Origin of the sequence: Kitasatospora sp. NPDC101157 (genome assembly GCF_044768255.1) — a bacterium.
GTDB lineage: Bacteria > Actinomycetota > Actinomycetes > Streptomycetales > Streptomycetaceae > Kitasatospora.
The window spans coordinates 388719-401887 of sequence record NZ_JBIWPL010000001.1; the positions used below are offsets into that span (position 1 = coordinate 388719).

At 68.9% G+C, this 13169-nt stretch carries 9 protein-coding genes; all 9 read left to right on the forward strand.

Features of this window, described 5'->3' with window-relative positions:
• Window positions 1–32 precede the first annotated feature (32 nt).
• The 9 genes from ACIRVF_RS01765 to ACIRVF_RS01805 all read left to right on the forward strand — a co-directional run bounded on the left by ACIRVF_RS01765 (window position 33) and on the right by ACIRVF_RS01805 (window position 13098).
• Window positions 33–1859 carry an ABC transporter family substrate-binding protein gene (locus ACIRVF_RS01765; RefSeq protein ID WP_402812244.1) on the forward strand — a complete coding sequence of 609 codons (1827 nt, stop codon included), beginning with the start codon at window positions 33–35 and terminating at the stop codon, window positions 1857–1859.
• A gap of 307 nt (window positions 1860–2166) precedes the next feature.
• Window positions 2167–4071 (forward strand): translational GTPase TypA, encoded by a 1905-nt coding sequence (gene typA / locus ACIRVF_RS01770; protein WP_402812247.1) that lies wholly within the window; start codon window positions 2167–2169, stop codon window positions 4069–4071.
• A 431-nt stretch (window positions 4072–4502) separates the two neighbouring features.
• On the forward strand, window positions 4503–6146 hold the full coding sequence (locus ACIRVF_RS01775; protein WP_402812250.1) for an ABC transporter substrate-binding protein: 1644 nt from the start codon (window positions 4503–4505) through the stop codon (window positions 6144–6146).
• A 141-nt stretch (window positions 6147–6287) separates the two neighbouring features.
• Window positions 6288–7214: an ABC transporter permease gene (locus ACIRVF_RS01780; protein WP_360421304.1), complete on the forward strand. Its 927-nt coding sequence runs from the start codon at window positions 6288–6290 to the stop codon at window positions 7212–7214.
• Window positions 7207–8142 carry an ABC transporter permease gene (locus ACIRVF_RS01785; protein WP_402812253.1) on the forward strand — a complete coding sequence of 312 codons (936 nt, stop codon included), beginning with the start codon at window positions 7207–7209 and terminating at the stop codon, window positions 8140–8142. The genes ACIRVF_RS01780 and ACIRVF_RS01785 overlap by 8 nt, the downstream gene beginning before the upstream one ends.
• A 19-nt stretch (window positions 8143–8161) precedes the next feature.
• Window positions 8162–9214, forward strand: a complete 1053-nt coding sequence (locus tag ACIRVF_RS01790; protein ID WP_402812255.1) for an ABC transporter ATP-binding protein — start codon at window positions 8162–8164, stop codon at window positions 9212–9214.
• The gene (locus ACIRVF_RS01795) at window positions 9207–10223 is read left to right on the forward strand and encodes an ABC transporter ATP-binding protein (RefSeq protein WP_402812257.1); all 1017 of its coding nucleotides are present in this window, start codon (window positions 9207–9209) and stop codon (window positions 10221–10223) included. The genes ACIRVF_RS01790 and ACIRVF_RS01795 overlap by 8 nt, the downstream gene beginning before the upstream one ends.
• 189 nt (window positions 10224–10412) lie before the next feature.
• Complete coding sequence (locus tag ACIRVF_RS01800) at window positions 10413–12038, forward strand: ABC transporter substrate-binding protein (RefSeq protein WP_402812259.1); 1626 nt, start codon at window positions 10413–10415, stop codon at window positions 12036–12038.
• 133 nt (window positions 12039–12171) lie between these two features.
• The gene (locus ACIRVF_RS01805; protein WP_402812262.1) at window positions 12172–13098 is read left to right on the forward strand and encodes an ABC transporter permease; all 927 of its coding nucleotides are present in this window, start codon (window positions 12172–12174) and stop codon (window positions 13096–13098) included.
• Window positions 13099–13169 lie beyond the last annotated feature (71 nt).

Genomic DNA, 13169 nt, shown 5'->3' on the forward strand with positions numbered 1-13169 from the left:
CCCGGCCGGGCAGGCGGCGTTCGATAACCGCCATGCGCGTCCGCCAGCTCACCGCCGCAGCCGTCGCGCTGCTGCTCGCCGCCGGTCTCGGCGGCTGTTCCGACGACCCGGACCCGGCCCGCGGGCCCGAGCCCGCCCCGGCCCCGGCCGCCCCCACCGCCGGCACCGGCGACGTCCGGCCGGTGGACCGGGACGACGTCCAGGACGGCGGCACGCTGCGCTGGGCGCTGGACGGCGTCCCGGCCACGCTCAACGTCTACCAGCGCGCGGCGAACGCCGACTCGAAGCTGCTCGCGCACGCGCTGTACCCCTCGCTGTTCCGGCCCGACGAGCGCGGCCGGCTCGTCCCCGACCCGGACTACCTGGTCGACGCGGAGTCCACCCCGCCCGGGCAGCAGCCCCAGGTGGTCACCTACCGGCTCAACCCGCACGCCGTCTGGAGCGACGGCACCCCGCTGTCGGCCGCCGACCTGGCCGCCCAGCGGGCCGCCCTGTCCGGGCTGGACCCGGCCTACCAGAGCACCAAGGCGGCGGGCTACGACGCCGTCGACACGATCGCCCAGGGCGCCGACCCGCACGAGGTCAAGGTGACCTTCCGGCGGCCGTACGGCGAGTGGCGCGCGCTGTTCGGGCCGCTCTACCCGGCCGCCGAGACCGGCGGGGCGACCGCCTTCAACCGGGCGCTGACCGGCACCGGCCACCTGAGCGCCGGGCCGTACTCCCTCACCCGGTACGACGCCGAGGGCGGCCGGGTCACCCTGGAGCGCAACCCCATCTGGTGGGGGGACCTCCCCAAGACCGACCGGATCGACTTCGTGGCCACGCCGCCCGAGCGTCGGCTGGACGCGCTGGACCAGGACCGGCTGGACGTCGCGGAGCTCACCGGGGTCGTCGATCGGGCGGTGCCGCCCGCGCCCACGGCCAGTGCCTCGGCGGGCGGCGCGTCACCCGCGGCCCAGCCCGCGGCCCAGCCCGCTGCCCGGCCCGCCGCCCCGCCCGCCGCCGCGGCCGAGCTCGCCCTGCGGCGGGCCGAGTCGCTGCCCGGGATCACCGTGCACCGGGCGGCCGCCGCCTCGCTCACCCAGCTCACCCTGAACGCCGGCCGGAGCCCGCTCACCGACCCGGAGGTCCGGCGGGCGGTCGGGCGGGCGGTCGACCGGCGGCGGATCGCCGAGGCCGCGCTCGGCCCGCTCGGGCTGCCCGGCGCCCCGCTCGGCAGCCACCTGCTCGCCGGGGACCAGGAGGGCTACCGCGACGACAGCGGCGCGGCCGGACCGGCCGACGCCGGTCAGCTGCTGGACCGGGCCGGCTGGAAGCGGCCGGACGGCGGCACCCGGACCAAGGACGGCAAGGAGCTCGCCCTCACCCTGCTCCTCCCGGCCGGCTCGGCGACGGCCCAGCGCACCGCCGACGCGCTCACCGCCGACCTCGCCGAGTCCGGCATCGCGGTGAAGCCGCAGACCGTACCCGCCGAGTCCTTCGTCCAGGCCCACCTCGCCGTCGGGGACTACGACCTGGCGCTCTTCTCCTGGCCGGCCGGCGTCAGCCCGGCCGCCGAGCAGCGCGCCGCGTACGCCAAGCCCCGGCCGGACGCCGACGGCGCGCTCGCCTCCGACGGCAACTACGGCCGCAGCGGCACCGAGGAGATCGACCGGCTGTTCGACCGGGCGGCCGCCGAACTCGACCCGGCCGCCAGGCTGGACCTGCTCCAGGAGGCGGACGTACGGATCTGGCAGCTCGGCCACTCCGTTCCGCTCTACCAGCGGCCCGAGCTGGTCGCCGTCCGGACCGGAGTGGCCGGGGCCGGGGCGTTCGGGTTCGGCTGGCCGCGCTTCCAGGACCTGGGCTGGACGCGTTAGCCGCGGCTCAGCGCGGGCGCCGGCTCCGGCGTGCGCTCCACGACGGGGTGACGGCCGGCGGCCGGCCGGAGGGCGGCCGGAGGGCGAAGGGGTGTGACCCGGCTGTGATCTTGGTCCCGCCCGACCTGCTCGTTTCTGCCCCCTTGGGCGCTTCCCCGTACCATAGGGAAAAGCCGAGGCATGTCCAGATGCCCGGCGGGTGGACCGGTAGTAGCAGGCGGAACGAGTGACGGCGGCCGAGGGCCGCGGATGCGCGTCTCGCGGCCGGGCCCGCCGTAACCCACGATTCCGGGAGAATCCGCTAGGCATGCCCACGCGCAACGACATCCGTAACGTCGCCATCGTCGCCCACGTCGACCACGGCAAGACCACGCTGGTCGACGCCATGCTGAAGCAGGCCGGCGCCTTCGCCGCCCACCAGCAGCTCGACGACCGCATGATGGACTCGAACGACCTGGAGCGCGAGAAGGGCATCACCATTCTCGCGAAGAACACCGCGGTCAAGTACCACCCCAAGGACGGTGGCGCGCCGATCACGATCAACATCATCGACACCCCGGGCCACGCCGACTTCGGTGGCGAGGTCGAGCGCGGTCTGTCGATGGTGGACGCGGTCGTCCTGCTGGTCGACGCCTCCGAGGGCCCGCTGCCGCAGACCCGCTTCGTGCTGCGCAAGGCGCTCAGCGCCCGGCTGCCCGTCATCCTGTGCATCAACAAGACGGACCGTCCGGACTCCCGGATCGACGAGGTCATCAACGAGACCTACGACCTGTTCCTCGACCTGGACGCGGACGAGGACCAGATCGAGTTCCCGATCGTCTACGCCTGCGCCCGTGACGGCGTCGCCTCGCTGACCAAGCCGGAGAACGGCACCGTTCCCGCGGACAGCACCAACCTGGAGCCGTTCTTCTCCACCCTGCTGGAGCACGTCCCGGCCCCCAGCTACGAGGAGGACGCGCCGCTCCAGGCCCACGTCACCAACCTGGACGCCGACAACTTCCTCGGCCGCATCGCGCTGCTGCGCGTCGAGCAGGGCGAGCTGCGCAAGGGCCAGACCGTGGCCTGGATCAAGCGCGACGGCAGCATCTCGAACGTCCGCATCTCCGAGCTGCTGATGACCGAGGCGCTCACCCGCAAGCCGGCCGAGGTGGCGGGCCCCGGTGACATCTGCGCCGTCGCGGGCATCTCCGACATCATGATCGGCGAGACCCTGGCCGACCCGGAGAACCCGATCGCCCTGCCGCTGATCACGGTGGACGAGCCGGCCATCTCGATGACCATCGGCACCAACACCTCCCCGCTGGTCGGCCGCGGCGGCAGCGGCAAGGGCGCGGACGCCAAGTCCGGCGCCAAGGTGGACCGCAAGGTCACCGCCCGCCAGGTGAAGGACCGCCTGGACCGCGAGCTGATCGGTAACGTGTCGCTGCGCGTGCTGGACACCGAGCGCCCGGACGCCTGGGAGGTGCAGGGCCGCGGTGAGCTGGCGCTGGCCATCCTGATCGAGACCATGCGCCGCGAGGGCTTCGAGCTGACCGTCGGCAAGCCGCAGGTGGTCACCAAGGAGGTCAACGGCAAGGTCCACGAGCCGGTCGAGCGCCTCACGGTGGACGTGCCGGAGGAGCACATGGGTGCCGTCACCCAGCTCATGGGCGTCCGCAAGGGCCGGATGGACAACATGTCCAACCACGGCTCGGGCTGGGTCCGGATGGAGTTCGTCGTCCCGTCCCGCGGCCTGATCGGCTTCCGCACGGAGTTCCTGACCAACACCCGCGGCACCGGCATCGCCCACTCGATCCACGAGGGCCACGAGCCGTGGTTCGGCCAGCTGACCACCCGCAACAACGGCTCCCTGGTCGCCGACCGGGCCGGCGTGGTGACCGCCTTCGCGATGACCAACCTGCAGGAGCGCGGCGTGCTGTTCGTCGAGCCCGGCACCGAGGTGTACGAGGGCATGATCGTCGGTGAGAACTCGCGCTCCGACGACATGGACGTGAACATCACCAAGGAGAAGAAGCTCACCAACATGCGGTCCTCGACCGCCGACGTGGCCGAGTCGATCGTCCCGCCGCGCAAGCTCTCGCTGGAGCAGTCGCTGGAGTTCTGCCGCGAGGACGAGTGCATCGAGGTGACCCCGGAGACGGTTCGCATCCGTAAGGTCGTCCTGGACCAGAAGGACCGCGGACGCACCGCCTCGCGCGCCAAGAAGGCGTGATCCGGACGGCTTGATCGGCTTTTGGCCGGAATGCTTCGCCCCCCTTTCCGATGGAGAGGGGGGCGAACTTTTTCAACTACTCCAAGTTGTCGGAGCGGCTATTAACGGAATAGCGCTCATCACACCCGGGTGTCCGCTGAGCGAACGTGACAGTTCGTCATCCGTGACGACTGTCCGTTTGGTGCCTGTCTGGCTATGTCTCAAATGTCCGGTTTTCGAAACTTACCGACTGTTCATGTGACCTAATTGAGATCGTCACTGGTCACTTTCGTGTCCGTGCGTGACGGATAGTGGAGCCAGTCAGGCTCGGGTCAAGGGTGAACGCGCAGGGGTGCGCGCCGAAACCACGAGCGCGGACGGCATTGCGGGCCCGGTGACAACCGTTCCGTGGTGCCTTCCTCGTCGTAACGTCGAATTCAGGAGGCACACCGATGCGTGGTGTGAGCCAGGCCAAGTGGGTTGTCGCAGCTGTCGCTGTCGCGCTCGCCGCGACTGCTTGTAGCAGTGGTGGCAGCAGCGACACCTCCGGCGGGAGCTCGAACAGCGCCGCGGTCGACCCGGCGGGCACGTTCAGCTTCCAGAGCGGTGAGCCGCAGCGCCCGCTGCAGCCGGCCAACGCCATGGAGAACCAGGGCGGCCGCATCGTCAAGCAGCTCTTCATGGGCCTCGTCGACTACGACCCCGCGACCGGTGCCCTGCGCAACCAGGTGGCCGACAAGATCGAGACCACCGACGCCAAGAACTACACCGTCACGCTGAAGTCCGGCTGGACCTTCCACGACGGCACCCCGGTCACCGCCAAGTCCTTTGTGGACTCCTGGAACTGGTCCGCCAACCCGGCCAACAACCAGATCAACTCCGACTGGTTCTCGGACATCGCCGGCTACGACGCCGTCCACCCGGACAAGGGCGACCCGACCGCCAAGGAGATGTCCGGCCTCAAGGTCGTCGACGACACCCACTTCACGATCGAACTGACCGCCCCCGTCTCGTACTTCACGTACAAGCTGGGCTACTCGGCCTTCTACCCGCTGCCCACCGGGTTCTTCGCGGACCCGAAGGGCTACGGCGAGAAGCCGGTCGGCAACGGCCCCTACCAGTTCGTCTCGTGGGAGCACAACAAGGCCATCACGCTCAAGGCCTACGACAAGTACGCCGGCAGCAACAAGGCGAAGAACGGCGGAATCGTCTTCCGCAACTACACCTCGTCCGAGGCCGCGTACAAGGACCTGATGTCCGACACGCTGGACGTGCTGGACCAGGTCGACTCGACCGACCTGCCGAAGTACAAGGACGACCTGGGCAAGCGCGCGATCGACCAGTCGCAGGGCGCCATCCAGAACATCTCCTTCGCGATGTACAACACGGACTGGAACGACCCGGCCAAGGCCAAGGTCCGCCAGGGTCTGTCGATGGCGATCGACCGCGACACCATCACCAAGACCGTGCTGAACAACAGCCGTCAGCCCGCCGACGCGTTCGTGGCGCCGGGCGTCATGGGCTACAAGGCCGGCACCTGCGGCGATGCCTGCAAGTACGACCCGGCCAAGGCCAAGCAGCTCGTCCAGGAGGGCGGCGGCGTCCCGGGCAACAAGATCACCATCCTCTACAACTCCGACGGTGGTCACAAGGAGTGGGTGGACGCGGTCTGCAACTCGATCCGCCAGGCCACCGGCGTCGAGTGCCTCGGCGACCCGAAGCCGGACTTCAAGACCTCTCGTGACATCATCACGAAGAAGCAGGTCACCAGCATGATGCGGACCGGCTGGGTGCAGGACTACCCGCTGAACGCCAACTTCCTGCGTGACGTCTACGGCACCGGTGCCGCCGCGAACGACGCCGGCTACTCCAGCCCCGAGTTCGACAAGCTGGCGCACGCGGCCGACGCGGCCACCTCGGTCGAGAAGACCGCCGACCTGTACCAGCAGGCCGAGGCCGTCCTGGCCAAGGACATGCCGGCCATTCCGCTCTGGTACTACAAGACCAACTCGGGCTACTCGAACAACGTCCAGAACGTGAAGTTCGACTCCTTCGGCAACCCGGTCTACACCGACGTCGAGGTCAAGAAGAAGTAATCGGTCGGCACCGCCTGACCCGGTGACAACGGCCGGTGCCCGTCCCATCCCCACGAGGGCGAGGACTGGCACCGGCCGTTGGCACGCCGACTTATCTCTTGCCGGGTTGACGGGCCCGGCAGAGCCATACATGGAGGCACGATGGGGCGCTTTGTCGCGAGGCGACTGCTCCAGATGATCCCGGTGTTCCTCGGAACGACCGCACTCATCTTTTTCATGGTGCACGCGCTGCCGGGTGACCCGGTGGCGGCGATGTGGGGCGACAAGGCGCCGGACCCGGTGCAGCTCGCCGCCCTGAGGCACCAGCAGGGATTCGACAAGCCGCTGGTCCAGCAGTACCTCGACTACATGGGGAAGCTGGTCACCGGTGACTTCGGCACCGCGCTGGACGGCCGGCCCGTGATCGACAAGATCACCGAGGCGCTGCCGGTCACGGTCCGGCTGGCGCTGTTCGCGTTCGGCATCGAGGTCGTGCTGGGCATCGCGATCGGCCTGTTCGCCGGCCTGCGTCGCGGCAAGGCCTTCGACAAGGGCACGCTGGTCCTCACCCTGCTGCTGATCTCGATCCCGGTCCCGGTTCTGGGCTTCATCTTCCAGACGATCTTCGCGGACAACCTCAAGTGGGTCACCCCGACGGTCCAGGACTCCAACGACATCACCCAGCTGGTGCTGCCGGCCTTCGTCCTCGGTTCGCTGTCGCTGGCCTACGTCGCGCGCCTCACCCGTACCTCCATAGCCGAGAACATCAAGGCCGACTACGTCCGCACCGCGGTGGCCAAGGGCCTGCCGCACCGGAAGGTCATCGGCACCCACCTGCTGCGCAACTCGATGATTCCGGTGATCACCTTCCTCGGCACCGACCTCGGAGCCCTGATGGGCGGCGCGATCGTCACCGAGGGCATCTTCAACGTCAAGGGCGTCGGCAACGCGCTCTACCACGCGATCAACATGAAGGAGGGCGCGACCGTCTCCGGCTTCGTCGCCTTCCTGGTGATCGTGTACCTGGCCGCCGGCCTGATCGTCGACCTGCTTTACGCGGTCCTGGACCCGAGGATCCGTTATGCCTGACCTGACCAAGACGGCCGAGGAGATCCCGGCCCCGGCCGCCGTCCCGGCAGCCGCCAAGCCCGAGAAGGCCCGCAGCCTCGGCTCCGACGCCTGGCACGACCTGCGCCGCAAGCCGATCTTCGTGATCTCCGCGCTGCTCATCGTGCTGCTGATCGTCATCGCGATCGCCCCCGGCCTGTTCACCTCGGTGGACCCGCGGGCCGGCGACCTGCGCCTGCACTACCTGGCGAAGCCGAACTACAGCCACTTCTTCGAGGCGGACTGGTTCGGTTACGACCTCCAGGGCCGCAGCATCTACGCCCGCACCATCTACGGCGCCCGCGCCTCGGTCGTGGTCGGCATCTGCGTCACCCTCGGCGTGACCATCCTCGGCGGCATCGCCGGCATGGTCGCCGGTTACTTCGGCGGCTGGGTCGACACGCTCATCTCCCGCGTCACCGACATCTTCTTCGGCATCCCGCTGCTGCTCGGCTCGCTGGTGATCCTCAACGCCTTCACCTCGCGCACCGTCTGGAGCGTGGTCTTCGCCCTGGTCGCCCTGGGCTGGACCCAGATGACCCGTGTCATGCGCGGTTCGGTGATCACGGTCAAGCAGTCCGACTTCGTGACCGCCGCCAAGGCGCTCGGCGCCGGCACCGGCCGGATCATGTTCAAGCACATCCTGCCGAACGCGATCGCCCCGGTGATCGTCGTGGCCACCATCGCCCTCGGCGGCTACATCGCCACCGAGGCGACGCTGAGCTTCCTCGGCATCGGTCTGCAGGACCCGACCATCTCCTGGGGCATCGACATCAACTCGGCCCAGAAGGTGATCCGCACGGCGCCGTTCGCGCTGTTCTTCCCGGCAGGCATGCTGAGCATCACCGTGCTGGCCTTCATCATGCTCGGCGACGCGGTGCGCGACGCCCTCGACCCGAAGCTCCGCTGAGAGAAGAGGTGACGACCCGATGACCACCGTGATCGAGAACAACAACCAGAAGACCGGCCGTCTCGAAGTCGGAACCCCGCTCCTGGAGGTCAAGGACCTCCACGTGGAGTTCCACACCCGGGACGGCGTCGCCAAGGCCGTGAACGGCGTCAACTACTCCGTCGCGGCCGGCGAGACCCTCGCCGTGCTCGGCGAGTCCGGCTCCGGCAAGTCCGTGACGGCCCAGACCATCATGGGCATCCTGGACATGCCCCCGGGCAAGGTGACCCAGGGCGAGATCCTGTACCGCGGCCAGGACATGCTCAAGATGAGCAACGAGGAGCGGCGGAAGATCCGCGGCCGGAAGATCGCGATGATCTTCCAGGACGCGCTGTCCGCCCTCAACCCGGTGCTCAGCGTCGGCTACCAGCTCGGCGAGATGTTCCGGGTGCACCAGGGCGCCTCCAAGGCCGAGGCCAAGGCCAAGGCCATCGAGCTGATGGACCGGGTGCGCATCCCCGCCGCCAAGGAGCGGGTCAACGACTACCCGCACCAGTTCTCCGGCGGCATGCGCCAGCGCATCATGATCGCCATGGCGCTGTCCCTGCAGCCCGACCTGATCATCGCCGACGAGCCCACCACCGCCCTGGACGTGACCGTCCAGGCCCAGGTGATGGACCTGCTGGCCGAGCTGCAGGCCGAGTACAACATGGGCCTGATCCTGATCACCCACGACCTCGGCGTGGTCGCCGACGTCGCGGACAAGATCGCCGTGATGTACGCGGGCCGGATCGTCGAGACCGCCCCGGTGCACGAGCTGTACGCGAACCCCGCGCACCCGTACACCAAGGGCCTGCTGCGCTCGATCCCGCGCCTGGACCAGAAGGGCCAGGAGCTGTACGCGATCAAGGGCCTGCCCCCGAACCTGCTGAAGGTTCCGGCCGGCTGCGCGTTCAACCCCCGCTGCGATGTCGCCACCGACCTGTGCCGCACGGAGATCCCGGCGCTGCACCACGTGACGGACAAGGACGGCAAGGAGCTCACCGGCCGCCGCAGCGCGTGCCACCTCTGGAAGGAGACCCTCCATGGCTGAGAACATCCTGGAGGTCAAGGACCTGGTCAAGCACTACCCGCTGACCCAGGGCGTCCTGTTCAAGAAGCAGGTCGGCGCCGTCAAGGCCGTCGACGGCATCTCCTTCGAGCTGAAGAAGGGTGAGACCCTCGGCATCGTCGGCGAGTCCGGCTGTGGCAAGTCCACGCTGGCCAAGGTGCTGATGAACCTGGAGCGGGCCACCTCCGGCCAGGTGCTGTTCAAGGGCGAGGACATCTCCCGGCTGTCCGGGGGCGCGCTCAAGGCCGTCCGCCGCAACATCCAGATGGTGTTCCAGGACCCGTACACCTCGCTGAACCCGCGCATGACGGTCGGCGACATCATCGGGGAGCCCTTCGAGATCCACCCCGAGGTGGCGCCCAAGGGCGACCGCCGCAAGGCGGTCCAGGACCTGCTGGACGTCGTGGGTCTGAACCCGGAGTACATCAACCGGTACCCGCACCAGTTCTCCGGCGGCCAGCGCCAGCGCATCGGCATCGCCCGCGGCCTCGCGCTCAAGCCCGAGATCATCATCTGCGACGAGCCGGTCTCCGCCCTGGACGTGTCCGTCCAGGCGCAGGTGATCAACCTGCTGGAGCAGCTGCAGGGCGAGTTCGGCCTGTCGTACATGTTCATCGCGCACGACCTCTCCATCGTCCGGCACATCTCCGACCGCGTCGGCGTGATGTACCTGGGCAAGATGGTCGAGATCGGCTCCGACGAGCAGATCTACGAGAACGCCACCCACCCGTACACCCAGGCGCTGCTGTCCGCGGTGCCGGTGCCGGACCCGACGGCGCGCGAGTCCCGCGAGCGGATCATCCTCAGCGGGGACATCCCCTCGCCGGCCAACCCGCCGTCCGGCTGCCGCTTCCGCACCCGCTGCTGGAAGGCGGAGGCCCGCTGCGCGGAGGAGATCCCGCTGCTGGCGATCCCGACCACGCTGGAGGGCCCGGCCGCGCACGAGTCGGCCTGCCACTTCGCCGAGGTCCGGGAGTCGGCCGCGGCCTGACGCCCCGTACGCACCCGGAAGGGCCCGTGGCTCCCCGCCACGGGCCCTTCCGGCGTTTCCGGGATCCGGCGCCGCGTCAACTCCGCGGCGGGTCCGCGCACCCGTCCGGGTGCACCCGGCTCGCGCCGTCGCCGGGGCGCGCTTCTCATGGGGTGTGATGCGACACACACCCCCTGAGGAGGGACCTCCATGCCCGTAGCCGCCCGCGCCCGTCTGGTCCTCGCCGCTGCGACGTCCGTGGTCCTGGTGGCCACCGGGTGCAGCAGCAGCGGCGGCGGAGGTGGCGGTGGCTCCTCGGACGCCGGCAAGCCCTTCAGTTACCAGAGCAGCGAGCCGCAGAACCCGCTGCAGCCCGCCAACGCGAACGAGGTCGGCGGCGGTCGCATCATCCAGAACCTCTTCAAGGGACTGGTGGACTACGACCCCAGCAATGCCAAGATCCGCATGCAGGTCGCGGACAAGATCGACACCAGCGACTCGCAGACCTTCAACGTCACGCTGAAGGACGGCTGGAAGTTCCACGACGGCACCCCGGTGCACGCCAAGAACTTCGTGGACGCCTGGAACTGGGGCGCCAACCCGGCCAACAACCAGATCAACAGCTCCTGGTTCTCCGACATCGAGGGCTACCAGGACGTCCACCCGGCCGGCGGCAAGCCCACCACGGACAAGATGTCCGGACTGACCGTCACCGACGACCTGCACTTCACGGTCAAGCTGAGCCACAAGGTCTCGTACTTCGAGTACAAGCTCGGCTACATCGCCTTCTCGCCGCTGCCGGACGGCTTCTTCAAGGACCCGGCCGGGTACGGGCAGAAGCCGGTGGGCAACGGCCCGTACCAGTTCGTCAGCTGGTCGCACAACACCGAGGTGGTCACCAAGACCTTCCCGGACTACCAGGGCGTGGACAAGCCGAAGAACGGCGGCGTCATCTTCAAGATGTACACCACGTCCGAGGCCGCCTACGCGGACCTGCAGTCCAGCAACCTGGACGTGATGGACCAGGTGCCGCCGTCCGCGCTGGCGAACTACAAGAACGACCTCGGTGACCGGGCGGTCGACGCCCCGCAGGGCGCGATCCAGAACATCGGCTTCACGCTCTACCAGGGCGACTGGTCCTCGCCGGACAAGGCCAAGGTGCGCCAGGGCCTCTCGATGGCGATCGACCGCGACATCATCACCAAGACCGTGCTGCAGGGCTCCCGCAAGCCGGCCACCGCCTGGGTGGCCGAGGGCGTCGAGGGCTACAAGGACGGTGCCTGCGGCGACTTCTGCACGTTCGACCCGGCCAAGGCCAAGCAGCTGATCCAGGACGGCGGCGGTGTCCCCGGCAACAAGCTGCTGATCACCTACAACGCGGACGGCGGCCACAAGGAGTGGGTCGACGCGGTGTGCAACTCGATCCGGCAGAACACCGGCGTCGACTGCCTGGGAGACCCGAAGCCCGACTTCAAGACCGCCCGCGCGGCGATCACCACCCACCAGCTCAACGGCGCCTTCCGCACCGGCTGGGTGCAGGACTACCCGCTGAACGCCAACTTCCTGTCCGACGTGTACCGCACCGGCGCGGCCTCCAACGACTTCGGCTACAGCAACCCGCAGTTCGACGACGCGGCCACCAAGGCCGACGGAGCCGCCAGCGTGGCCGACACCGTGACCGGCTACCAGCAGGCCGAGGCCGTGCTGCCGAGCGGCATGCCGGCCATTCCGCTCTGGTACTACCGCACCAACTCGGGCTACTCGACCAAGGTGCAGAACGTGAAGTTCGACTCCTTCGGCAACCCGGCCTGGACGCAGGTCGAGGTCAAGGGCTGACGCCCTCCCTGCCCGCCACCGGGCAGGAGGGGCCCGGCCCCCCACGCCGGCCCCGCCCTCCCCGCACGGAGGGCGGGGCCCGGTCCTCTCGGCCGACCGGCCCCGGTCGGTCACGCCCTGGAAGGAGGCTCGGATGGGTAGTTACGTGCTGCGGCGGGTGCTGCAGATGATCCCGGTGTTCTTCGGCACCACGCTGCTGATCTTCGTGATGGTCTACACGCTGCCGGGCGACCCGGTGACGGCGCTGTTCGGCGACAAGGCGGCCGACCCCGCGGTGGTGGCCAGCATCAAGCACCAGTACTTCCTGGACCAGCCGCTCTGGAAGCAGTACCTGCACTACATGGGGAACCTGTTCCAGGGCGACTTCGGCACCAGCTTCACCGGCCGGCCGGTCTCGGACATCATGGCCGACGCCTTCCCGGTCACCATCCGGCTCGCGCTGCTGGCCTTCGTGTTCGAGATGGTGCTGGGCCTGGCGCTCGGGGTGCTCTCCGGACTCAAGCGCGGCAGCATGTCGGACACCCTGGTGCTGGTCCTCACCCTGGTGGTGATCTCGATCCCGGTCTTCGTGCTGGCCTACATCGCGCAGACCGTGTTCGCCACCAACCTCGGCTGGGTCACGCCGACGGTGCAGGACAGCTACGACCTCTCGCAGCTGATCCTTCCGGCGGTCGTCCTGGGTTCGCTCTCACTCGCGTACGTCGCGCGGCTCACCCGGACCTCCATCGGCGAGAACCTGCGGGCCGACTACATCCGTACCGCGACCGCCAAGGGGCTTCCCCGGCGGACGGTCACCTCCCGTCACCTGCTGCGCAACTCGCTCATCCCCGTGGTCACCTTCCTCGGCACCGACCTCGGCGCACTGATGGGCGGGGCGATCGTCACCGAGGGCATCTTCAACGTGCAGGGCATCGGCAACGTCCTGTACCGGGCGATCAACCAGAAGGAAGGCCCGACCGTGGTCGGCATCGTGACCGTCCTGGTGATCATCTACCTGGTCGCCAGCCTGCTCGTCGACCTGCTCTACGCGGTCCTGGACCCGAGGATCCGCTATGCCTGACATCCACGACGAGGACTCGTACGAACCGCACCCGAAGCCCGGTGTCTCGCGCCTGGACTACGCCGGGGAGC